The 21,647-nt window shown below is 71.0% G+C and carries 21 protein-coding genes; 10 read left to right on the forward strand and 11 right to left on the reverse strand.

The features are described from left to right. The first annotated feature begins 3 nt into the window (after positions 1-3). A complete protein-coding gene (locus ACFYPC_RS04090; protein ID WP_388670393.1) occupies positions 4-1,314 on the forward strand; it encodes a sensor histidine kinase in 1,311 nt (436 codons plus the stop codon). 119 nt (positions 1,315-1,433) lie between these two features. Here the strand turns inward: ACFYPC_RS04090 and ACFYPC_RS04095 are convergent, their stop codons facing one another. From ACFYPC_RS04095 to ACFYPC_RS04110, 4 genes are all read right to left on the reverse strand, one after another. Next, complete coding sequence (locus ACFYPC_RS04095) at positions 1,434-1,856, reverse strand: acyl-CoA thioesterase (RefSeq protein WP_388670396.1); 423 nt, start codon at positions 1,854-1,856, stop codon at positions 1,434-1,436. 136 nt (positions 1,857-1,992) lie between these two features. Further along, complete coding sequence (locus ACFYPC_RS04100; protein WP_388670399.1) at positions 1,993-2,637, reverse strand: hypothetical protein; 645 nt, start codon at positions 2,635-2,637, stop codon at positions 1,993-1,995. Positions 2,638-2,659: 22 nt separating this feature from the next. Continuing rightward, entirely contained in the window at positions 2,660-3,310 is a 651-nt protein-coding gene (locus ACFYPC_RS04105) for a histidine phosphatase family protein (RefSeq protein ID WP_388670402.1), read from the reverse strand. A gap of 221 nt (positions 3,311-3,531) precedes the next feature. Beyond that, a complete protein-coding gene (locus tag ACFYPC_RS04110) occupies positions 3,532-4,740 on the reverse strand; it encodes a pyridoxal phosphate-dependent aminotransferase (RefSeq protein ID WP_388670405.1) in 1,209 nt (402 codons plus the stop codon). Positions 4,741-4,824: 84 nt separating this feature from the next. On the opposite strand from ACFYPC_RS04110, the gene ACFYPC_RS04115 reads away from it, so the two are divergent. Next, positions 4,825-5,451 (forward strand): winged helix-turn-helix transcriptional regulator, encoded by a 627-nt coding sequence (locus ACFYPC_RS04115; RefSeq protein ID WP_388670408.1) that lies wholly within the window; start codon positions 4,825-4,827, stop codon positions 5,449-5,451. A 194-nt stretch (positions 5,452-5,645) separates the two neighbouring features. Here ACFYPC_RS04115 and ACFYPC_RS04120 read toward each other — a convergent pair whose 3' ends face one another. From ACFYPC_RS04120 to ACFYPC_RS04130, 3 genes are all read right to left on the reverse strand, one after another. After that, a complete protein-coding gene (locus tag ACFYPC_RS04120; protein ID WP_388670411.1) occupies positions 5,646-6,461 on the reverse strand; it encodes a hypothetical protein in 816 nt (271 codons plus the stop codon). After that, positions 6,461-7,723 carry a VWA domain-containing protein gene (locus tag ACFYPC_RS04125; RefSeq protein WP_388670414.1) on the reverse strand — a complete coding sequence of 421 codons (1,263 nt, stop codon included), beginning with the start codon at positions 7,721-7,723 and terminating at the stop codon, positions 6,461-6,463. Before ACFYPC_RS04125 ends, ACFYPC_RS04120 begins: the two co-directional genes overlap by 1 nt. A 70-nt stretch (positions 7,724-7,793) precedes the next feature. Then, positions 7,794-9,374, reverse strand: a complete 1,581-nt coding sequence (locus ACFYPC_RS04130) for an IucA/IucC family protein (protein ID WP_388670417.1) — start codon at positions 9,372-9,374, stop codon at positions 7,794-7,796. 150 nt (positions 9,375-9,524) lie between these two features. On the opposite strand from ACFYPC_RS04130, the gene ACFYPC_RS04135 reads away from it, so the two are divergent. Genes ACFYPC_RS04135 through ACFYPC_RS04145 form a run of 3 tightly spaced genes read left to right on the forward strand, consistent with a single transcriptional unit; the run spans position 9,525 to position 12,381 of the window. Continuing rightward, positions 9,525-11,072 carry an IucA/IucC family protein gene (locus ACFYPC_RS04135; protein ID WP_388670420.1) on the forward strand — a complete coding sequence of 516 codons (1,548 nt, stop codon included), beginning with the start codon at positions 9,525-9,527 and terminating at the stop codon, positions 11,070-11,072. Positions 11,073-11,113: 41 nt separating this feature from the next. Next, positions 11,114-12,028 carry a HipA family kinase gene (locus tag ACFYPC_RS04140; protein ID WP_388670423.1) on the forward strand — a complete coding sequence of 305 codons (915 nt, stop codon included), beginning with the start codon at positions 11,114-11,116 and terminating at the stop codon, positions 12,026-12,028. Between the two features lie 29 nt (positions 12,029-12,057). Beyond that, positions 12,058-12,381 carry a SelT/SelW/SelH family protein gene (locus ACFYPC_RS04145; protein WP_388671975.1) on the forward strand — a complete coding sequence of 108 codons (324 nt, stop codon included), beginning with the start codon at positions 12,058-12,060 and terminating at the stop codon, positions 12,379-12,381. A gap of 34 nt (positions 12,382-12,415) precedes the next feature. On the opposite strand, the gene aceB is transcribed toward ACFYPC_RS04145, so the two are convergent. Together aceB and ACFYPC_RS04155 are read right to left on the reverse strand one after the other, a co-directional pair. Further along, a complete protein-coding gene (aceB, locus tag ACFYPC_RS04150; protein WP_388670426.1) occupies positions 12,416-14,041 on the reverse strand; it encodes a malate synthase A in 1,626 nt (541 codons plus the stop codon). A 187-nt stretch (positions 14,042-14,228) separates the two neighbouring features. Then, the gene (locus ACFYPC_RS04155; RefSeq protein WP_388670429.1) at positions 14,229-14,828 is read right to left on the reverse strand and encodes an NTP transferase domain-containing protein; all 600 of its coding nucleotides are present in this window, start codon (positions 14,826-14,828) and stop codon (positions 14,229-14,231) included. 209 nt (positions 14,829-15,037) lie between these two features. On the opposite strand from ACFYPC_RS04155, the gene ACFYPC_RS04160 reads away from it, so the two are divergent. Next, entirely contained in the window at positions 15,038-15,352 is a 315-nt protein-coding gene (locus tag ACFYPC_RS04160; RefSeq protein ID WP_388670432.1) for a DUF5955 family protein, read from the forward strand. Between the two features lie 174 nt (positions 15,353-15,526). Here ACFYPC_RS04160 and ACFYPC_RS04165 read toward each other — a convergent pair whose 3' ends face one another. After that, a complete protein-coding gene (locus ACFYPC_RS04165; RefSeq protein WP_388670435.1) occupies positions 15,527-17,002 on the reverse strand; it encodes a PLP-dependent aminotransferase family protein in 1,476 nt (491 codons plus the stop codon). Positions 17,003-17,108: 106 nt separating this feature from the next. Between ACFYPC_RS04165 and ACFYPC_RS04170 the strand changes: the two genes are divergently transcribed. Both ACFYPC_RS04170 and ACFYPC_RS04175 read left to right on the forward strand, forming a co-directional pair. Beyond that, positions 17,109-17,309, forward strand: coding sequence for a hypothetical protein (locus ACFYPC_RS04170; RefSeq protein ID WP_388670438.1), 201 nt, complete (start codon positions 17,109-17,111; stop codon positions 17,307-17,309). After that, positions 17,309-17,806, forward strand: a complete 498-nt coding sequence (locus ACFYPC_RS04175; protein WP_388670441.1) for a universal stress protein — start codon at positions 17,309-17,311, stop codon at positions 17,804-17,806. The genes ACFYPC_RS04170 and ACFYPC_RS04175 overlap by 1 nt, the downstream gene beginning before the upstream one ends. Positions 17,807-17,903: 97 nt before the next feature. Here the strand turns inward: ACFYPC_RS04175 and ACFYPC_RS04180 are convergent, their stop codons facing one another. After that, the gene (locus ACFYPC_RS04180; RefSeq protein ID WP_388670444.1) at positions 17,904-18,707 is read right to left on the reverse strand and encodes an IclR family transcriptional regulator; all 804 of its coding nucleotides are present in this window, start codon (positions 18,705-18,707) and stop codon (positions 17,904-17,906) included. A 290-nt stretch (positions 18,708-18,997) separates the two neighbouring features. Here ACFYPC_RS04180 and allB point away from each other — a divergent pair, with 290 nt between their 5' ends. Together allB and alc are read left to right on the forward strand one after the other, a co-directional pair. Then, positions 18,998-20,338 (forward strand): allantoinase AllB, encoded by a 1,341-nt coding sequence (gene allB, locus ACFYPC_RS04185; RefSeq protein ID WP_388670447.1) that lies wholly within the window; start codon positions 18,998-19,000, stop codon positions 20,336-20,338. A gap of 137 nt (positions 20,339-20,475) precedes the next feature. Next, positions 20,476-21,624, forward strand: coding sequence for an allantoicase (alc, locus tag ACFYPC_RS04190; protein WP_388670450.1), 1,149 nt, complete (start codon positions 20,476-20,478; stop codon positions 21,622-21,624). Positions 21,625-21,647: the final 23 nt, after the last annotated feature.

A 21,647-nucleotide genomic window follows, 5' to 3' on the forward strand; every position in this document is an offset into this window, starting at 1 on the left:
TTTGTGAGACATCCGGTGAGCGGGGCCGAACCGCGGCCGAAGGTACGGTCCCCGCGGCCCCGCCGGTTGCTTCCGCGCAGGATCACCCTGCGCGCCCGCCTCACCATGATCTACGGCGGTCTCTTCTTCGCGGGCGGTGTGGTCCTGCTCGGTGTCACCTACGCCCTGCTCACCCAGCAGCTGGACCGCTCGGGGCAGAAAGTCGTCTCCGAGTCGCGTGCGGTCGGAGGAACGCCTTCCGCGCAGCCGTCCGGTGAACCGCACAGCGAGCGGACGCTGATCTCCGGCGGCGGCGCGACGCCTCCGCCGCACTTCGACGACCTCGAGCAATGGATGGGCGCCGAGAGCGACCGGCTCCGGGACGTCGCCACCAACTCACTGCTCACCCAGGGAGGCTTCGCGCTGCTCGTCGTCGGCGGTGCCGCGGCCGGGTTCGGCTGGCTGATCGCGGGGCGCGTGCTGGCCCCGCTGCACCGCGTCACGGACACGGCGTACCGCATCGCCAGTTCGCCCGCCGCCGACCGGGGCCTGCACGAGCGCATCGCGCTGCGGGGCCCCGACGACGAGGTCAAGGATCTCGCCGACACCTTCGACACCATGGTCGAGCGGCTCGACCGCTCCTTCGACGGCCAGCGCCGCTTCGTCGCCAACGCCTCCCACGAACTGCGGACCCCTCTGACACTGGGCCGCGCGCTCGTCGAGGTGGCCATGCACCGCAAGACGGCCTCCGAGGACGTACGGCAACTGGGCGAGAACCTGCTGGAGATCAACACCCGGCACGAGCGGCTGATCACCGGCCTGCTGCTCCTCGCCCGCTCGGAGAGCGAGATCGACGAACGGCTGCCCGTCGACCTCGCCGACGTGGTGACCCATGTGGCTGACCAGATCACGGGGGAGGCGGAGCGCGCCGGAATCACCGTCCAGGAGAAGGCGGGGGAGGCGCTCGTCCTCGGTGACGCGCTGCTCCTCGAACGCCTCGTCCACAACCTGGTCGAGAACGGCATCCGGCACAACACCGGCGACGGGGGCTGGGTCCAGGTGGTCAGCCGTACGAACGAGGAGGGCCGGGCGGAGGTGGAGGTCACCAACTCCGGTCCCGCCGTGCCGCCCTACGAACTCCCCGCCCTCTTCGAGCCCTTCCGCCGCCTCGGCGTCGACCGCGTGGTCACCTCGAAGGGCGCCGGCCTCGGCCTGTCCATCGTCCGCTCCATCGCCCGCGCCCACGGCGGAGAGGCCCTGGCAGGGCCGCGCGAGGACGGCGGCCTGACGGTGACGGTGACACTGCCGGGGTGCCCGCAGGACGCGCACCTGTGACGCGGGCGCGTTGCCCTTTGGGGCGGGGCCGTGTCACCGGCGCGCCGGTCTTGAGCGTTGAACCGTGACACCGGCGCCGGCACGGCAAGGCACGGCCGGGCCGGTCAAGGCCGACCCGGTCAGAGGCCGAACTCCTGCGGGTCGGTTGCCAGCGCCCGGAAGTACTCCCGCGGGTCCGCGACCAGCCTGCGCTCCTTGAGGTCCAGCAGCCCGCCGACGCAGGTGAGTTCGGCGGACACCGTGCCGTCCGTCTTGCGTATGGTCTGCTCGATCCGGAAGGATTTTCCCTCCCCCCAGGCGAACCCGCACGTCACCTCGACTTCGTCGCCCGCGCGCAGCTCCCGCAGATAGCGGATGGTCGTCTCCAGGACCACCGGGCCCACGCCCTTGCCGATCAGCTCCGCCTGGCTGATCCCGGCCGCGTGCATCAACGCCCAGCGGGCGTGCTCCGCGTACTGCAGATAGACGCTCTGGTTGAGGTGTCCCTGCACGTCGGTCTCGTACCCGCGGACGGTCACCGGGACGGAAAACTGCTCTGCCACGACTTTCCCTTCAACGACGGTCAGGTCTGAACCAATCAGTCCAACTCCCTTCTACCGCAAGCCATTCCGCCGTTGTCACACGCGCCGGGGCGAAGCGCAGACGAGCACCGCCACCCTGGAGCCGTCACCGCCGTTGTCACACGCGCCGGGGCGAAGCCAGCACATAGCGGGCCCCGGTGCGCGGCTCCGTGTGCTCGCCGACCTGCCAGCCCACCTTCTCCAGCGTGGCCGCGCAGGCACGCAACGCACCGGGGTCCGGCTCGCGCACGGCGACCGCCTCCGGCTGCGGTGTCGCACGCACCCGGTAACCGGCGCTCGCGGCATCCGCGTCCGCGGGCCGGTGGCCCGCCGCCTCCAGAGCGAGCGCCGCGGCCTGCACCAGATGTGTCCGCTCCCATCCGCAGGGACGGTCCGTGGCGCCGTCCGGATTGGTCATCCGGCGCATCTCCAGCAGCCCCTGCCAGGCGCTGTGCACCTCGCGCATCCGGGAGGGGCCGCCGTCGGCCGCCTCCTCGCCGCCGATCCGGGCGGCGAACACCCCTGACCCGGCGGACACGGACGTCTCCGTGACCGGTTCGGGCCCGGGCTCGGGCTCGGGAGCCTCGCGTATGCGATGCCCGGCGGGCGTCAGGAAGTGGGCGTGCGGCGGCCTGGGATGCCGGAAGGCGAGCCCGCGCTTCACCAGCGCGGCGAGCTGGGTCTCCGTACCCTTCAGCCGCCCGGTCACCGGTTCGGCGGCGTCGATGACACGCCGCTGTGCGGCGGTCGGCGGTCGTGTCACGGCGCGCTCCCTCCAGGGTCGGTCAGTGCTCCTCGGGCCGCTGTTCCGACGGGGAGAGCGGCTCATGAGAACAGTACGAGTCGGGTCTGACATTCCAGCCGGCCACCACATGCCGCCGGTGCTCCGTGCTCAGCCGGCTGACCGTCCCGGTGCCGAGCTGGAACAGGGCGCCGTCCCCCGCGGGCAGGCCCAGCCGCCGTGCGGTCAGCACCCGCAGGAAGTGCCCGTGCGACACGACCACCACACTGCCCTCCGCCTCGGCGAGCGCCGCGTCGATCTTGGCCAGCATCCGCTCCGCGCGCGCCCCGACCTCGTCCGGGCTCTCCCCGGGGTGTTCGGGCGGTCCGGGCGTGACCCCGTCCGTGAACAGGAACCAGTCGGGCCGCTCCCGGTGGATCTCGAGGGTCGTGATCCCCTCGTACCCGCCGTAGTCCCACTCGGACAGGTCCGCGTCCACCCGCGCCCCGCCGATCCTGGCCAGCCGTGCCGTCTCCTGGGCCCGTTGCATCGGGCTGACGAAGGCCGCCGCGATGTGGTGGCGGGCGATCAGCGGAGCGAGCCTGCGGGCCTGCTCCCGGCCGTTCTCGGTCAGCGGGACGTCGGTCGACCCCGTGTGCCGCCCGGACAACGACCACTCGGTCTCACCGTGCCGTACGAGGAGAAGGTCACCCATCGCCGAAACCCTTTCTGTCCCTTCGCACGCGACTGTCCTTCGTACGGTGACACCGGCCGACGGCCCTCGCAGCACCGGCTGCGCCGGTCGGCCCTACCGCCAGTACCTGCTACTGCGGGCACGCGCCACTGCGGGCGCCCGCTACTGCCGGTACCTGCTATTGCGGGCACGCGCTACTGCCGGTACCCGCTACTGCCGGTACCCGCTACTGCCGGTACCCGCTACTGCCGGTACCCGCTCAGGAACCGTCCGATCCGGCTGATCGCCGCGTCGAGGTCGTCGGCGTGGGGGAGGGTGAGGATGCGGAAGTGGTCGGGGCGGGGCCAGTTGAAGCCGGTGCCCTGCACGACCTGGATCTTCTCGCGGAGAAGGAGGTCCAGGACGAACTTCTCGTCGTCGTGGATCTTGTGGACCTCGGGGTCGATGCGCGGGAAGGCGTACAGGGCGCCCTTCGGTTTCACGCACGAGACCCCGGGGATCTCGTTGAGCTTCTCCCAGGCGCGGTTGCGCTGTTCGTACAGGCGGCCGCCGGGGGCGGTCAGTTCGTGGATGGACTGGCGGCCGCCGAGCGCGGCCTGAATGGCGTACTGGGCGGGCGCGTTGGCGCACAGCCGCATGGAGGCGAGCATCGTCAGGCCCTCCAGATAGCTGCGGGCGTGCTGCTTGGGGCCCGTGACGACCAGCCAGCCGGAACGGAATCCGGCGACGCGGTAGGTCTTCGACAGGCCGCAGAAGGTGAGGACGACCAGGTCGGGGGCGAGTGCGGCGGCCGAGTGGTGCACGGCGCCGTCGTACAGGATCTGGTCGTAGATCTCGTCGGCGAACACCATCAGGCCGTGGCGGCGGGCGAGGTCGAGGATGCCCTCGATGATCTCCTTGGGATATACCGCGCCCGTCGGGTTGTTGGGGTTGATGATGACGACGGCGCGGGTCCTGTCGGTGATCTTCGCGGCCATGTCGGCCAGGTCCGGGTACCAGTCGGACTGTTCGTCGCAGAGGTAGTGCACGGCCTTGCCGCCGGCGAGCGTGGTCACCGCCGTCCAGAGCGGGAAGTCCGGGGCGGGGATGAGGACTTCGTCGCCGTCCTCGACCAGCGCCTGTACGGCCATCGACACCAGCTCGGAGACGCCGTTGCCGAGGAAGACGTCGTCGACGCCGACCTCCAGGCCGCGGTCCTGGTATCGCTGGGCAACGGCGCGGCGGGCGGAGAGGATGCCGCGTGAATCAGTGTAGCCGTGTGCCTGCGGGAGCATCCGGATCATGTCCTGGAGGATCTCGTCCGGCGCCTCGAAGCCGAAGAGCGCGGGGTTGCCGGTGTTGAGGCGCAGCACGCTGTGGCCGGCCTCCTCCAGCGCGTCGGCGTGCTCGATCACCGGGCCCCGGATCTCGTAACAGACCTCGCTGAGTTTGCTCGACTGCCGGAACTCCATGCGCTGTGCCTCCGGTTCGTTGTGATGCTTGGTTTTACCAAGTAGGCGCTTGGAAAGTCCAACAACATGTCTAGACTGCGTCGCATGTCACCTCGCCGAAGCTACGACCAGTACTGTTCCGCTGCCCGGGCGCTCGACGCCGTCGGTGACCGCTGGACCCTCCTGATCGTCCGCGAACTCCTCGGCGGACCGCGCCGCTACACGGACCTGCACGCGGACCTGCCCGGCGTGAGCACGGACGTCCTCGCGTCCCGGCTCAAGGACATGGAGCGCGACGGGCTGACGACACGACGGCGCCTTCCACCGCCCGGTGCGGTGTACGTGTATGAACTCACCTCGCGCGGAGGGGAGTTGCTTCCCGTGCTGCAGGCGCTCGGTGACTGGGGCGCCGCCGGGCTCGGCGAGCGGCGGCCCACCGACGCCGTACGGGCGCACTGGTTCGCGTTGCCGCTGCTGCGGGGACTGCAGGGCGAGGGGCTGGTGGAAGTCCACCTGGACGAGGGGGAGTTCCATGTGTGGCTGGGGGCCGGGGAGGGGCCCGTGTACGGGGACGGCGCCGCGCCGGAGGAGCCGGATGTCCGGCTGTCCCTCGATACGGGGACGTGCGAGGCCGTGAGCCGGGGGGAGTTGACCTTGCTGAACGCGGTGCGGGAGGGGCGGGTCGGGGTGGTGGGCGAGGGGGCGCTGGCGAAGGGGCTGCGGGAGGGGTGACGGGAGGGGCTGGTTGGTTTTCGCCCCCTCCGCCCCTGCCCATCCCGTAAATGGGGGCTGCCGCCCCCAGACCCCCGCATCGCGCTGAACGCGCTCGTCCTCGAACGCCGGACGGGCTGAAACGGGGCGGAGCCCCAGGAGTACGGGATGGGCAGGGGCGGAGGGAGCGAAAACCCACCCCTGCCTACGGGCGGTCAGACCCCCCGCGGCACCCGCGAAGGCCGCCCCGACCCGCGGGTCAAGGCGTACCCGCCGATGCCCGACAGCGCAGCCAACAGGCCACCGAACGCCGTCCACACCCACCGGTCGGACCACCACCCGGAGGCCCAGCCGTCATCGGGCTCCAGGGACGACAGCGTGGCCGTGGTCGACTCCTCGGAGTCGTCCGAGGTGTCGCCGGTCGTCGCGACCCCCGGAATCAGGGGCTGCGCGAGCGCCCCGTCCACCGCCGCCGCACCGCCGATCTCCTTCGAGTCCACCTGGACCTCGGCGCTCAGCGGCAGGCCCAGATCGGAGGCCTGCAGGCCGGTGGCGGTCAGCCGGATGTAGTACGTGCCCGGCAGCGGATCGTCGGCCCAAGTCTCCGACCAGGCACGGACGTTGCGCAGAGTGCAGGACAGCTCCACGGAGGCCGCGTCCTGCGCCGCCGTCCGCGTCTGCGCCCCGTACTGGCACGCCTGCCGCCGTCGCAGCCCGTCGTACACATCGAGCTGCCAGGTCTGCGCGGCGGTCCGCGTCGAGCCCTCGGGCAGCCGTACCGTCGCCTTCACGGTGGGTCGCTGACCGGCGTCCGCGGGGAACGACCAGTACAGGTAGTCGCTCGTGGACCCACTGGCGGTGGCCTGCTGACCCTGTTCGATCTCGGTCGCCGTACGGAACGACGTACCGGCCTGGGTGGGTGCGGCGCTGTCGTCCGACGGGCTCGCCGAGGGCGAGGAGTCGGCGACGGCAGGGGCCGCGGCCACCCCGAGCAGGAGCAGGGCGGTGGTCAACACTCGTCGGATACGCATCAGTTGGTCCTCCATACGGCGACCCGCAGACGCGAGATCCAGCCCCACAGCACACCGGCGAGGAAGCCGGTGAGCACGAGGGCGCCGAGCAGCCACCAGCCGCGCCCAAGACCGAACGAGGCCACGTCGGAGGCCTGGTCCGGTGCGTCGACGACATCGACGGTCAGCTCCAGCGGAAGTCCGGGCGTGGTCTTCACACCCCCGGCGGCCGAGAAGGAGTTGGCGACCTGGAGGCACACCGTCTCGGCGGTGGCACCCTCGTCGTCGCTCTCGGCCTTCGGATAGCGCAGACCCGTCGAGATGACGTCGGTCCGGCCGCTGCCCGCCGCCTCACCGCGGACGATCTCCCGTCCGCTCACCGTGACGGCCCGCAGCAACACCCCGTAGTCCGGGCTGACTTCGCGGTCCGCCGCGACGCTCACCGAGGCGCGCAGCTCCTGGCCCGGCTCGACGTCCACGCGGTACCAGCGGTGCTGCGCGAACTCCTCACGGTCGGTGAAGAGCCCCGACTCGATCGTGGGCGCCTTGGCGCACGACTCGGCGCCCTCGACTGCCCGCGGCACGACCACCGGATCGGCGGCGCGGTCCACCAACTGGTTGACCTTGTCGGTGAGTTCGTCGGTGTGCTCCACCGACGTGTAGGTACCGCCGGTGGCCTCGGCGATGCAGCTCAACTGCTCGCGCATCTTCGTGTTGGGCACCAGGCCGAGCGTGTCGATGGTGAGACCGATGCCCTTGGCCGCGATCTCCCGGGCCACCTCGCACGGGTCGAGCGGGGCGCAGGTGTCCTCGCCGTCACTGATGAGGACGATGCGCTTCGAACCGTTGCCGCCGTCGAGGTCGTCGGCGGCCTTGAGCAGCGCGGGACCGATCGGGGTCCAGCCGGTGGGGACGAGCGTCGCGACGGCGGTCTTCGCCTCGGTGCGGTCCAGCGGGCCGACCGGATAGAGCTGTGCGGTGTCCTTGCATCCCGTCTTCTGGTCGTCGCCCGGGTAGTTGGCGCCGAGTGTGCGTATCCCGAGCTGGACCTCCTCGGGTGTCGCGTCGAGCACCTCGTTGAATGCCTGCTTCGCCGCGGCCATGCGTGACTTGCCGTCGATGTCCGTGGCCCGCATGGAACCGCTGACGTCCAGGACGAGGTCGACCTTGGGAGCGGCCGCCGTCGTTTCGTCGGCGACCGCGCCGGCCGGGTAGGCGATTCCGGCCGTCAGGGCGGCGAGCAGAGCGCAAAGCCCTGTCGCCAGCCGTTGTCTTGTGATCATCGGCGGATCCTATTGACCAAAGGTGTCGTGCTTCAAAACGAGACTTCACGATGAAGCGTCAAAGGATGCTTCAGAGCGAGGAGTTGAGGAGCGGGTTGGGGAGCTGCGCCCAGGTGTCCCCGGGCGTCTTCGGAGACAGCCGCATCAAGGTCAGCGCCTTGGTGGGGAGCGGCTCGCTCCGGAGGACCGCGAGGTCCGGGGTGTCCGGCAGATCGGGTACGACCGTCTCCAACGCCTCGCGCAGAGCAGTCGTCGATCCCGCTGTCGCGCCCAGTGCGCCGCCGACGAGGGCGCCGAAGAGCTTGCGGCGCAGAGTGGTCTCGTCGTCGGTGACGATGCGGCCGGCGAGGTCCGGCACCGGGATGCCGTGGCGGGCCAGGCGGGCCGGGCTCACCCGGATGTCGGCCAGGTCTCGGTAGACCAGCCGGAGAGGGGCGCCCGTGGGGGAGAGGACCACCAGGAGGTTCTGGCCGTGCGCCTCCAGGGCCACACCCATGTCGAGCAGCCGCAGACCGGCGGTGAGGGCGAGACGGGTGAACTCGGCCATCCAGGCGGGCGATCGGGGCAGCCCGGTGGTGGCGAGGGCGGCCACCGGGACGACCCGCTCGCCGGAGTTCGCGTAGGTGTCCGGGGACTCCCTCAACACAGCCGCCAGATCAGGGCTGTTGGCGGTGGCGGCGCCGAGGGTCCGGGTGATGTGCAGCGGCAGGTCCGCACGTTCAGCCATTGCCTCCATGAACGCCGAGACCGTCGCGGCCGTCTCGATCGAGTACACCGAGATGTCCCGCACGGAGGAGGTCAGCCGGGCACTCAGCGCCGTCTTCACGTGCGGCCCGTCCGGCAGGGCGAGGGTACGCAGGGACATCAACGGATGCGCGGCGAACCCCTCTTGAAGCAAGCCGTCCATGCCCAAGCGGCCCTCACTCCGGCCCCCCTCGCCCAATCCGCCCTCCGTGCCCGTCCCCTCCCGACCCGGCCCGCGCAGCACATGCGCCGCCTGCCAGGGGTGGACCGGAATGAGCACCCGCTCCCCGTCCCGCAGCCACTTCGGCCACTCGCCCGTCACAAGGCAGTCGTCCGAGGCCACCAGTCCCAGCTCCACCAGCGGCCGGTGCTCCGGCCCGTACGCGAGCTGCTCGGCCGCTGAGAACCCGGGCCGCGAACGGCAGTTGGGGTGGTAGGGGTGCCCGTCGACGACCCGCTGCTCCCACTCCCAGCCGGCGACCGGCTCCTTGTCGGCGGCAGGCTGACCGGCGCGGGAAAGGGCCAACGAGGCGACGCTGTTGCCCAGTTCGGCGGCGAAAGCGGCGGCGTGCGGCAGGGCGAGGGCTGTCACGAGCCGGTCGGGCCGGTCGTGCCAGGTGCCGTCGAGCCGTACCTCGGCGACGTACGCGGTGGTGGCGTACGGATCCGCGTGCGGGCCGTGCAGCCGACGACCGTCTGCCAGCCGCAGCGTGAGACCGTCACGCCCGGCCTCGCGGTGCGTGACCCAGGGCATCGGCTCGTACGCCAGCGCACGCCACAGCCGCGTCAGCACGGCCGCCCGCGCACCGGGCAGCGCGGCCGCGTACGACGCCGACAAGCAGGGCCGTACGACACTCAGTTCGTCCGCGAGCGTGACCTCGGCCTCGGGTGTGGGGGGACGGTGCACGGTGGAGCTCCTTGGATACGAGGACGTTCGGCGCGTGGTCGCTCGCGACGAGGGTCGGGCACCGCGGTCGCGGACGACCGACGACGACACACATAATGATCACCAGAGCACCGTATGGAACGAATGGAACGCGTGGCCCCCATGCCCCCCATGCTCCCCCCGCCTCCCGAAAACGACCTGGACGGTCCGGAAGGTCTGAAGGACAGCGAAGAAGCCGCCGACGAGTATGCCGCGGCGCCGCTGCTCAATTGTCTGCTGCGGGAGGTGGGAGAGCCCTCGGGGGCCGCCGGCACATACCGGCTCCGTGCCAGTGGCCGCCTGATCAGGGTCCGCGGCACGCGCCGGCCGACCCGGCCCGAGGTGTACGCCGACGAGACCTGGCACCGGCTCACCCACGCCGAGCTGGTCGGACTCACCGCCGAGGAACTGCGCGCCTACACCGGCCTGGCCAACTCCGAACTGCCCGCCGAGATGACCGACAGCCGAGACGCGGTCGCCGCGATCCTTGCCGCACGTGCCCGTGCCACGCCGCCGTCGGACCCGTATCTGCGCTCCGAGCAGTCCCTGATCACCGGGCATCCGCACCACCCGGCCCCCAAGGCCCGCGGCGGCGGCCCGGTCACCGGCTGGCTGCCGTACGCCCCCGAGGCGTACGCCCGCTTCCCGCTGGAACTGCTCGCGGTGCGCGAGGACGCGGTCGTCGAGGAAGGCGACACGACGGCGCTCGACAGTTTCGGGGACCCGCCGCCCGGTTACCGGATGCTTCCCGCCCATCCCTGGCAGCTCGACCTGGTCGCCGCCCGCCCGGCGATCCGGGACGCCTTCGCGGACGGCCGGCTCGTCCGACTGGGGCGCACCGCGTACCCGCTCTGGCCCACGGCCGCGATCCGCACGTTGTACGCCCCCGACCCCGACGGCGATCCGGACGTCGACCTCTTCCTCAAGTTCAGCCTCGATGTGCGCATCACCAACGACATCCGCCGGCTGTGGCGCCACGACCTGCTGAAGCTGCGCCGCACGGACGAGGCGACCGCCACGGCCTTCGCGGCCATCCCGGGCCCCGCGGCGTGGCTGAGCGACCGCGGCTACCGCACCGCCGACTTCGCCTTCGAGGAACTCGCCGTCATGGTCCGCGACGGACTGCGCGCCCATGTCGTCCCGGGTGCGACCCCGCTCCTCGCCGCCGCCCTGGTCGAAGGCTTCGAAGGCAGCCCCCTCGACCGGCTCACCGATCCCGCCGACTGGTGGGCGGCGTATCTGCGCCAGGTCGTGCCCCCGGCACTGGAGGTGTTCGCGCGCCACGGCGTCGTGGTCGAGGCGCACCTGCAGAACACGGTGGTGGCGGTGGACGCGGGCGGCACGCCCGTGCAGGCGCTCTTCCGGGACGCGGAGGGGGTGAAGCTCCTGGCGGACGTGGACCGGGCTGCCGGTTGGGAGCGGCTGGTCTACTGCCTGGTCGTCAACAACATCACCGAAGTCGCCGTCCTGCTGGCGGAGGACCACCCGGGCTGGGATCCGTGGCCTGCAGTGCGGACCGAGCTGGCCCGGCACGACCTTCCCGAGATCGCGGACCTGCTCTCCTCGCCCACCCTCCCCGGCAAGACGAACCTCCTGCTGCGATGGACGGGCGCGGACGGGGCGGACGCCCGCTATGTACCGCTGCCGAATCCACTCGCGCATCCGCCGGCCGCCGATTAATCCCGATGGCCCAGGTGGCCGGCTGATCTACAGTGGCCAGTGTGCTGCGCGACGTGACTGCTGTTCGATACGTGACCCCGTTGAGGGCGGGCGGTTCCGTGCCCGGAGTCGTCGAGGCCGATGACCTGGGGACGTACGTCGTGAAGTTCACGGGTTCCGCGCAGGGCACGAAGGCCCTGGTCGCCGAGGTGATCGTCGGTGAACTCGCCCGCGCCCTCGGACTGCGGTTCCCCGAGCTGGTCCTGGTGCACTTCGACCCGGCGGTCGCCGCGCACGAGCCCCACCAGGAGGTTCAGGACCTGCTGCGTGCGAGCGTCGGGCTCAATCTCGGCATGGACTACCTGTCGGGTGCGAAGGACTTCACCCCGGAGATCGCCGAGACGTTCGCCGTCGACCCGCTGGAGGCGGGCAAGGTCATCTGGCTGGACGCCCTCACGGTCAACGTCGACCGTACGGTGCACAGTTCGAACCTGATGATCTGGCCCACGCTCGGTGTCGCGCCCCCGCGTCTGTGGCTCATCGACCACGGCGCTGCCCTCGTCTTCCACCACCGCTGGGACACCTCGGCGCCGGAGAAGTCGTACGACTTCAGACGTCATGCCCTCGGCGGCAGCACTCCGGACACCCGCGCGGCGGACGCGGCACTCGCTCCTCTCGTGACCGAGGAACTGCTGCGCGAGATCACAGCGCAGGTGCCGGACGCCTGGCTCGCGGACGAGCCGGGTTTCGCGACTCCCGACGAGGCGCGTGAGGCGTACGTCCGTTATCTCGTCGCCCGGGTGCGGGCCTCCGCGCAGTGGCTGCCCACCGACTTCCCCACCGGGGAACAACTCGCCGCGGAGGACGCGGACCGCGCGGCGACAACCCGGCGAGGCCGGCCGAACTGGCTCAAGCAGGTCCCTGACCTGCACGGCAAACCGGCGGCGGAACAGGACTGGTCGGTACACCTCGGATGACCACGGAGAACACGGAGACAGCGGAGAACATGGCGGACGCGGAGAACGTAGAGGCGACGGACCACTCGGAGGACACGGCCCATCGCGTCCAGATCGAGTACTGCACCCAGTGCCGCTGGCTGCCCCGTGCCGCCTGGCTCGCTCAGGAGCTCCTCACCACCTTCGAGACCGAATTGACGGAACTCGCCCTCAAGCCCGGCACCGGTGGCGTCTTCGTCGTACGAGTCGACGACGAGGTCGTCTGGGACCGCCGTGAGCAGGGCTTCCCGGAGCCGACGGCCGTCAAGCGTCTCGTACGTGACCGAGTGGCCCCGGAGAAGTCCCTGGGCCACTCGGAGAAACCGGCGGGCTGAGTCAGCCGTGAGTCAGCCGTTGAGCTGAGCCGCCTCAGGCGCCCAGCTGCTCGTACGCGGGCAGTGTGAGGAAGTCCGCGTAGTCCTCGTCCAGGGCGACCTTCAGCAGCAGGTCGTGCGCCTGCTGCCAGTTGCCCGCGGCGAAGGCCTCGTCGCCGATCTCGGCGCGGATGTCCGCGAGTTCCTCGGCGGCGATCTTGCGCGCCAGCTCGGGCGTCGCGGTCTCGCCGTTTTCGAAGACGACCCCAGCGTTGATCCACTGCCAGATCTGCGAGCGGGAGATCTCGGCGGTGGCCGCGTCCTCCATGAGGTTGAAGATGGCGACCGCACCCACTCCGCGCAGCCACGCTTCGATGTAGCGGATGCCGACCTGGACGGCGTTGACCAGGCCGTCGTACGTCGGCTTGGCGTCGAGGGAGTCGACGGCGATCAGGTCACCGGCCGCCACCGAGACGTCCTCGCGCAGCCGGTCCTTCTGGTTGGGCCGGTCGCCGAGGACCGCGTCGAAGGAGGCCATGGCGATCGGGACGAGGTCCGGGTGGGCAACCCAGGAGCCGTCGAAACCGTCGTTCGCCTCACGGTCCTTGTCCGCCTTGACCTTCTCGAAGGCGACCTTGTTGACCTCTTCGTCGCGGCGCGAGGGGATGAACGCCGCCATGCCGCCGAGCGCGTGCGCGCCGCGCTTGTGGCAGGTGCGGACGAGGAGTTCGGTGTACGCGCGCATGAACGGAGCTGTCATCGTCACCGCGTTGCGGTCCGGCAGTACGAACTTCTCGCCGCCGTCACGGAAGTTCTTGACGATGGAGAAGAGGTAGTCCCAGCGGCCGGCGTTCAACCCGGAGGCGTGGTCGCGGAGTTCGAAGAGGATCTCGTCCATCTCGTACGCGGCGGTGATCGTCTCGATCAGGACGGTCGCGCGGACGGTGCCCTGCGGGATGCCGACGTAGTCCTGCGCGAAGACGAAGACCTCGTTCCACAGGCGCGCCTCAAGGTACGACTCCGTCTTCGGGAGGTAGAAGTACGGGCCCTTGCCGAGGTCGAGCAGGCGCTGCGCGTTGTGGAAGAAGTACAGGCCGAAGTCGACGAGCGCGCCGGGGACGGGCGTGCCGTCGGCGTCGACGAGGTGGCGCTCGTCCAGGTGCCAGCCGCGCGGCCGCATGACGACGGTCGCGAGCTCGTCGGCCGGCTTGAGCGCGTACGACTTGCCGGTGCGCTCGTCCGTGAAGTCGATGTTCCGGGTGTACGCGTCGGTCAGGTTGACCTGACCGAGGACCACGTTCTCCCAGGTGGGCGCGGAGGCGTCCTCGAAGTCGGCGAGCCAGACCTTGGCGCCGGAGTTGAGGGCGTTGATGGTCATCTTGCGGTCGGTGGGGCCGGTGATCTCGACCCGGCGGTCGTTCAGGGCTGCCGGGGAGGGGGCCACCCTCCAGGAGTCGTCCGCGCGGATCGCGGCGGTCTCCGGGAGGAAGTCGAGCGTGGAGGTGCGGGCGATCTCGGCGCGGCGCTCCGCTCGGCGGACGAGGAGCTCGTCACGCCGGGGCGTGAACAGCCGGTGCAGCTCGGCCACGAAGGCGAGGGCCGCGTCGGTGAGGACCTCTTCCTGCCGGGGCAGGGGCTCGGCGTCGACGATGGCCAGCGAGGACGGCGCTGGTGCGGACATGAGCTGTCACTTCCTTCAGCGAGCGTGGCACCGGGTGCCAGTCAATCTGAGTACGGCTGGGAACGCCCGCGGAGCCGTCGGGCGCTTCTGAACAGTGGATACTAGTTTCCTCATGGTGGAAGTTCAATGGTTTGTTGATGTCGAGATTCTCTGAGTCGAGGAAAACTGGCGCTCAGTGCCACCCCGTTCACTCAAGGTGGACCAGGTCTTCCGTCGTGTCGATGTCGTACGGCCGGGCGACGTCTCCGCACTCGACGAGAGTGATCGCCTCCGCGTGCTCCTTCAGGTATGCGCGTGCCCCGCGATCCCCGGTGGCAGTCGCGGCGATGCCTGCCCAGTGGGCGGCCCCGAAGAGGACAGGGTGACCGCGCACCGCCTCGTAAGCGGCCGAAATCAGCGACTTTTCGTCTTGGTACGCGGCAAGGATCCGGCCCACCGCCTCGGAGCCGATACCGGGCTGGTCGACGAGCGACACCAGCGCGGCCCGCGCCACCGTGCCCGCCAGCGAGTCGAGCCCGGCGCGCAGCGAGGAACCCATGCCCTCCTCCCACCGCGGGTTGTCGACGAGCACACAGCCGGGCAGGGCGGCTTGTTCCCGTACGGCATCGGCCCCGGCCCCCAGGACCACGTGGATGCGCGTGCAGCCGCCCGCACGCAACACCGCGACCGCATGTTCGACAAGAGGCCGCCCCCGGTGGGACAGGAGCGCCTTGGGCCGCCCCCCGAGCCGCCGGCCGCCGCCGGCCGCCAGCAGCAACCCGGCCACCTGGTCTTTGTTCACCGTCATGTCCCCTGCATACCCGACCGGGCGGGGGTGCGCTTCGGCACCCGGGCGGACCGCACGAATTCCGAGGGCTGAATTTCGGTCAGAGGAGTGGCGCCCACCGCGCCGGGTGGCGTTTACTGACCCGCGTCCCTCGGCGCCCGGCCATCGCCATGTCGTGTTCGGCGGACGTACGAAGGACTTGCGCACGAGGATGTGCGAGGGGGAGAGCTGTGTTGCGGAGCTTGGGGCAGAGGCCAGTGACCGGCAGCGACGAGGACCCGAGGGTGGCGGAACTGCGTACCGCCGTCGCTCGGCTGCGCCGTCAACTCGCCGCGCATCCGGCCGAGTTCCCGGACCGGGGAATCGCGGAGGACGAACTCGGGGCCCTCGCCGCGATGGCCATCAGCGGCATCCCCGAGATCCTGCGCCTGCGCCGCTCCTTGCTGCTGATCGCCGGCTCGATCGGCTCGGTCAGCGCACTGGCCGCGAGCCTCGCCGATGTCCGCAGCGCGGTGGAACTGTTCGGGGAACCACCGGGGCGGTAGGGCCGGCCGGCCCCGCGGGGTCACCATGACGGTGGTCCGGCGAGTTCGGGGAATCGCCGTGCCGGGTGGCGCCGTTGGGCTCGGGGAATTGTTGCGACGGTGGTCGGGTGGACCCGTCTCGGTGAACCGCCGGGGCGGTGGGCCCCGCGGAATCGGCGAACCGCCCCGCGACAGTCATGCCACCCAGTGCGGGCGCCCCGCGTCCGCACCGGCCACGTCCAGCCCGCTGTCCAAGGCGGTCGCCACCCGGCGCACCGCGTCGTCGAGAACGTCCGGCGACAGCGTGTACGGGAAGCGCAGCCGCCGTTCGTGCGTGCCGGGATCGGCGCCGAAGCGGGCGCCGCCCTCGACGCGTACCCCCTGCGCCAGCGCCGCGCGGGCCAGCGCCGAGGCGATCGGGCGGCCGAGGTCGATCCACAGGGTCAGCCCACCGAGCGGCAACTGCCAGCGCCAGTCGGGGAGATGACGGGCCAGTGACTCGGCGAGCGCGTCCCGCTGGGCCCGCAACCGTGGCAGCCGCTCGCGCAGTACGTCGTCGGTGCGCGCCAGCAGACCGAGCGCGACCAACTGGTCGAGGACCGGGCCGCCCATGTCGGCCGGCACCCGCGCGGTCGCCAGTTCCGTGATCAGCCGGGACCCCGCCCGCACCCAGCCGACCCGCAGACCGCCCCAGTGCGTCTTGCTCAACGACCCCACGGTCACGATCTGTTCGGCCATCCCGCGCGGTGCGAGCGACGCGAAGGGCGCGGGCGATCGAACGTCCAGTGCGATCTCCGACATCGTCTCGTCGATCAGCAGCCAGGTGCCGGTGGCCCGCGCCGACTCCAGTACGGCCAGGCGCTGTTCGGGCGGCATCAGTCGCCCCGTCGGATTGTGGAAGTCGGGGATCAGATACGCGACCCGGGGCGCCGCCTGCCGCAGAGCACAGTCGATCAGACTCGTGTCCCAGCCGACCTCCGTGACAGGGACGGGAGTTGTCCGCAACCCGGCGCGGCGGATCGCGTCAAGGGCGTTCGGATAGGAGGGGTTCTCCACCAGCACCCGGTCGCCGGGCCGCCCGAGCAGGCCCAGCGTCAGGGCCAGGGCCTGCTGCGCTCCTGCCGTGATGAGGATCTGGTCCGGCAGCGTCGGCAGCCCGCGCCGGGTGAACCGCTCGGCGACCGCCGCCCTCAACTCCGGTATCCCGTAGGGGTGATAGCCCGGTGTCGGCGCATGCCGGGCCAGCATCGTGCCCGCCGCGGCGACCGCGTCCGCGAGCTCGGCCTCGGGCGCGCCGGGCGCGGCGAAGGCCAGGTCGATCACCCCGTCGTCGGCGGGGAACGAGGCCACGTTGGTCGGGCGGTGCCCCTCGGGGAGCTCCGTCCAGGTACCGGCACCGCGCCGGCTGAGCGCGAACCCGCTCTCGCGCAGAAGGTCGTACGCCGCTGTCACCGTGGCCCGGCTGATCCCCAGCGCCGAGGCCAGCTCACGCTCGGCGGGCAGCCGGATGTGCAGCGCGATCCGGCCGTCGAGGAGCAGCTTGCGTACGCCGTCGGCGAGCGCGCGATAGCCGGGGCGGCCGTCGACCTGGGGTGCGGTGGACAGCAGCCCGGCCAGCTGCCGGCTGCCCAGCGTCCTGTCCGCGGAGTGGACCGCCGGTCCGTTCGCCATACCAACTCCCTCGTATTGGCCCTGTGGGGCAGGCCAATCAGCTTACAGACTGGGAGAAGGGACAGAATTCGGCCGGGCCGATTGGCCTGGGAAGGGGAGCAGGTAGATGAAAGCCGGGAACACTCGCGTCCACGGAAAGGGATCCGCCGACGCCGATGCCGACGCCGATGCCGACGTCACCGGCGTCACCGACCGTCTGGAGCGGGAGCTGCAGCGACGTCAGGAGGAGCGCATGCCGGGTGTGCCTCTGCGGGTATGGGCACGGGGCCTGCTCGCCAGATCGCCGAGGCGAGCGGGCGAACACTGATGGCCGCCGGCGGGGGGCGCGTCATCGTCGGGGTCAGCGGCTCGCTCGCGAGTCTCGCCGCGCTCCGGGTCGCCGCCCACGCGGCCCGCGAGAGCGGACGTACGCTCGTCGCCGTCCTGGCCTGGGAGCCGCCCGAGGGCGAGGCACTTCACGTCAGGAACCCCGACAGCGCCTGGGCCGCCCACTGCGAACGTGAGGCCCGAGCCCGCCTGGACCGGGCTTTCGGCGAGGTCTTCGGCGGTACGCCGAAAGGGGTCACCGTCCGTCGGCGGGTGATCCGCGGACGCCCGGACCGCGTCCTGTGCGCGGGTGTCGCGGACCCGGACGACCTGCTCGTCCTCGGCGCCCGTAGCGGCCCGCGCCGGGCGGCCGTCCGCCGACGGGTGCTGGCACGGACCCGCCGGCCGGTCCTGATGGTTCCCGCACCCGAATTGCCGAGGCGGGAGCGCCGTGCGTTGCGGCGCGCGACGGCGGGGGATTTCGAGATGCCGGCGTGAGCAGGCTCGGGTTCGATCAGCACGTGCGACGGAGGGGCAGCGTGGTGTCCGTCTGATCAGGCCGTGCGACGGCGGGACAGTGGTGCGTCGCTCTGGATCAGGCCGCCGGGCCCGAGCTCGCCAGTGCCGCCGACAGTTCCACCGCCACCTGTTGCAGCATGGGCACGATCTTCTCGGTGGCCGCTTCCGTGACGCGGCCCGCCGGGCCGGAGATCGAAATGGCGGCGGCCGTGGGGGAGTCGGGCACCGAGACGGCGAGGCAGCGGACCCCCATCTCCTGCTCGTTGTCGTCGATCGCGTAGCCGAGCCTGCGCACCTCTTCCAGCGCGGTCAGGAAACCGTCCGGTGTGGTGATCGTCTTCTCGGTCGCGGCGGGCATGCCGGTACGGGCCAGCAGTGAGCGCACCTCGTCGGCCGGAGTGTGCGCGAGCAGCGCCTTGCCCACGCCCGTGGAGTGCGGCAGCACACGACGGCCCACCTCGGTGAACATGCGCATCGAGTGCTTGGACGGCACCTGGGCGACGTACACGATCTCGTCCCCGTCGAGCAGTGCCATGTTCGCGGTCTCGCCGGTCTCCTCGACGAGACGCGCGAGGTAGGGGCGGGCCCAGGTGCCGAGGAGCCGGGCGGCGGATTCGCCGAGCCGGATCAGGCGGGGGCCGAGGGCGTACCGGCGGTTGGGCTGCTGACGTACGTAACCGCAGGACACCAGCGTGCGCATGAGACGGTGGATGGTGGGCAGCGGCAGCCCGCTGCTCGCGGCGAGCTCGCTCAGGCCGACCTCGCCCCCGGCGTCCGCCATCCGCTCGAGCAGATCGAAGGCACGCTCGAGGGACTGGACGCCACCGCTCGGTGAGGATGACTTGGCGGCGTCGGTGGTTCTGGCGCTGGACGACGACACGGGCGCGGTCCTTTCGAGGCTGAGAGGCAGACGCAGCCTACCGGGGAGTCGGCCGACCCTCCGGTGGTGCATACCTACGTTCCGGTAGTGCATACCTACGTTCTGCTGGGCGGAATTGTAATTCCACTTTGTGGAAACGTCCAGAGTGGGCGAGTGAGGGGCAGAGTGGAGAAGTGTGCCCTTGACGGCGCGTGGGTCGAAGTGAAGACTCCTTCAACAGAACGTTGAATTTCGTTACGCGGAAGTAAACAGCCGCAGCGAGGTCAACAGGGGCAGAGAGAGGGGTCCGGGTGTCCGACGTCGAACTGGTGCTGCGCTCGACACGCGTCATCACTCCCGAGGGGACGCGCGCCGCCTCGGTCGCGGTTGCCGGCGGAAAGATCACGGCCGTACTCGCGTACGACGCGCAGGTGCCGGCCGGTGCCCGCATCGAGGACTTCGGCGACGACGTCCTGCTGCCCGGGCTCGTCGACACCCACGTACACGTCAACGACCCGGGGCGTACGGAGTGGGAGGGCTTCTGGACGGCCACGCGCGCGGCGGCCGCCGGAGGCATCACCACCCTGATCGACATGCCGCTCAACTCCCTCCCGCCTACGACGACGGTCGACAACCTCCGTACGAAGAAGGACGTCGCCCGCTCCAAGGCGCACATCGACGTCGGCTTCTGGGGCGGCGCGCTGCCCGACAACGTCAAGGATCTGCGGCCGTTGCACGACGCGGGAGTCTTCGGCTTCAAGGCGTTCCTGTCGCCGTCGGGCGTGGACGAGTTCCCGGAGCTGGACCAGGAGCAACTCGCCCGGTCACTGGCCGAGATCGCCGGCTTCGGCGGCCTGCTGATCGTGCACGCCGAGGACCCGCACCACCTCGCCGCAGCCCCACAGAAGGGCGGCGGGAAGTACGCCGACTTCCTCGCCTCGCGTCCGCGTGACGCCGAGGACACCGCCATCGCGAACCTCATCGCCCAGGCGAAGCGCCTCAACGCGCGCGTGCACGTGCTGCACCTGTCGTCGAGCGACGCGCTGCCGCTGATCGCCGCGGCGAAGGCGGAGGGCGTACGGCTGACGGTCGAGACGTGCCCCCACTACCTGACGCTCACCGCCGAGGAAGTCCCGGACGGCGCCAGCGAGTTCAAGTGCTGTCCGCCCATCCGCGAGTCGGCCAACCAGGACCTGCTGTGGCAGGCCCTCGCCGACGGCACCATCGACTGCGTGGTCACCGACCACTCGCCCTCCACGGCCGATCTGAAGACCGACGACTTCGCGACCGCCTGGGGCGGCATCTCCGGGCTCCAGCTCAGTCTGTCCGCGGTCTGGACGGAGGCACGCGCGCGTGGGTACGGCCTGGAGGACGTGGTGCGCTGGATGTCCGCGCGCACGGCGGAACTCGTCGGCCTCAGTGACCGTAAGGGCGCCATCGAGGCGGGCCACGACGCCGACTTCGTGGTCCTCGCACCGGACGAGACCTTCACCGTCGATCCGGCCGCGCTCCAGCACCGCAACCGCGTCACGGCGTACGCCGGCAAGACCCTCAGCGGGGTCGTCAAGTCCACCTGGCTGCGGGGGACACGCATCGTGGCCGATGGGGATTTCGGCGAACCGACGGGGCTGCTACTGAGCCGCCAGTCCTAGTCAGCACACCCGCACCCGCACCCGCACCCGCACCCGCAACCGCAACCGCACCCGCAACCGCACCCGCAACCGCACCCGCAACCGCACCCGCAATCGCACCCGCAGCGGCCGACCCTCGAAAGGCAGACCTGATCATCGTGACGGCGCAGCAGCAATCCTCCCCGGACCGGTTCACGGGCGACGCGAATCCGTACGGAGGCGGCGACCCGTACGCGGACTACCGCACCGCCGACTTCCCCTTCACCCGGTTCACCAATCTCGCCGACCGGCAGCTCGGTGCCGGTGTCATCGCAGCCAACGACGAGTTCTTCGCCGAGCGCGAGAACCTTCTCGTGCCCGGGGACGCCGAGTTCGACCCCGAGCACTTCGGCCACAAGGGCAAGATCATGGACGGCTGGGAGACCCGCCGTCGGCGCGGTGCCTCGGCCGAGCACCCGTGGCCGACCGCCGAGGACCATGACTGGGCCCTTGTCCGCCTGGGCGCGCCCGGCGTCGTACGCGGCATCGTCGTCGACACGGCCCACTTCCGCGGGAACTACCCGCAGGCTGTGTCGGTCGAGGGCGCGTCGGTGCCAGGCTCGCCTTCGCCGCAGGAGCTGTTGGCGGACGACGTGAAGTGGACGACGCTCGTCCCGCGCACGGCGGTCGGCGGCCACGCGGCCAACGGCTTCACGGTGTCGGTGGAGCAGCGCTTCACCCACCTGCGCGTCAACCAGCACCCCGACGGTGGCATCGCTCGCCTGCGCGTCCACGGCGAGGTCGTGCCGGATCCCGCGTGGCTGTCCGCGCTCGGTACCTTCGATGTCGTCGCCCTGGAGAACGGCGGCCGCGCCGAGGACGCCTCGAACCTCTTCTATTCCCCCGCCTCGAACACCATCCAGCCCGGCCGTTCCCGCAAGATGGACGACGGTTGGGAGACCCGTCGGCGCCGCGACCAGGGCCACGACTGGATCCGTTACCAGCTGGTGGCCCGCGCCGAGATCCGCGCGATCGAGATCGACACGGCGTATCTGAAGGGCAACAGCGCGGGCTGGGCCTCGGTGTCGGTGAAGGACGGCGACCACGGCGACGACGGGGGCGACGGGGACTGGACGGAGATCCTGCCCCGTACCCGTCTCCAGCCCGACACCAACCACCGCTTCGTTCTCGACACCGCTGCCGTGGGCACCCACGCGCGCGTGGACATCTTCCCGGACGGCGGGATCTCGCGCCTGCGGCTGTTCGGCTCGCTGACGGAGGAGGGGACGGCACGGCTGACGGCCCGCCACCAGGAGCTGGGCGGCTGAAAAGCGGGTTCGCCCGCTGCAGG

It is taken from the genome of Streptomyces sp. NPDC005808 (assembly GCF_042871385.1).
Classification (GTDB): domain Bacteria; phylum Actinomycetota; class Actinomycetes; order Streptomycetales; family Streptomycetaceae; genus Streptomyces.

Excerpts from the sequence above, each read along its gene's own strand:
- ACFYPC_RS04155 (WP_388670429.1), bottom strand. The coding sequence starts at position 14,828 with ATGACGGTGAACAAAGACCAGGTGGCCGGGTTGCTGCTGGCGGCCGGC.
- ACFYPC_RS04170 (WP_388670438.1), top strand. The coding sequence starts at position 17,109 with ATGAAAGCCGGGAACACTCGCGTCCACGGAAAGGGATCCGCCGACGCC.
- ACFYPC_RS04105 (WP_388670402.1), bottom strand. The coding sequence starts at position 3,310 with ATGGGTGACCTTCTCCTCGTACGGCACGGTGAGACCGAGTGGTCGTTG.
- ACFYPC_RS04165 (WP_388670435.1), bottom strand. The coding sequence starts at position 17,002 with ATGGCGAACGGACCGGCGGTCCACTCCGCGGACAGGACGCTGGGCAGC.
- ACFYPC_RS04120 (WP_388670411.1), bottom strand. The coding sequence starts at position 6,461 with ATGCGTATCCGACGAGTGTTGACCACCGCCCTGCTCCTGCTCGGGGTG.
- ACFYPC_RS04115 (WP_388670408.1), top strand. The coding sequence starts at position 4,825 with ATGTCACCTCGCCGAAGCTACGACCAGTACTGTTCCGCTGCCCGGGCG.
- ACFYPC_RS04175 (WP_388670441.1), top strand. The coding sequence starts at position 17,309 with ATGGCCGCCGGCGGGGGGCGCGTCATCGTCGGGGTCAGCGGCTCGCTC.
- ACFYPC_RS04110 (WP_388670405.1), bottom strand. The coding sequence starts at position 4,740 with ATGGAGTTCCGGCAGTCGAGCAAACTCAGCGAGGTCTGTTACGAGATC.
- ACFYPC_RS04135 (WP_388670420.1), top strand. The coding sequence starts at position 9,525 with ATGCTCCCCCCGCCTCCCGAAAACGACCTGGACGGTCCGGAAGGTCTG.
- aceB (WP_388670426.1), bottom strand. The coding sequence starts at position 14,041 with ATGTCCGCACCAGCGCCGTCCTCGCTGGCCATCGTCGACGCCGAGCCC.
- ACFYPC_RS04145 (WP_388671975.1), top strand. The coding sequence starts at position 12,058 with ATGGCGGACGCGGAGAACGTAGAGGCGACGGACCACTCGGAGGACACG.
- ACFYPC_RS04125 (WP_388670414.1), bottom strand. The coding sequence starts at position 7,723 with ATGATCACAAGACAACGGCTGGCGACAGGGCTTTGCGCTCTGCTCGCC.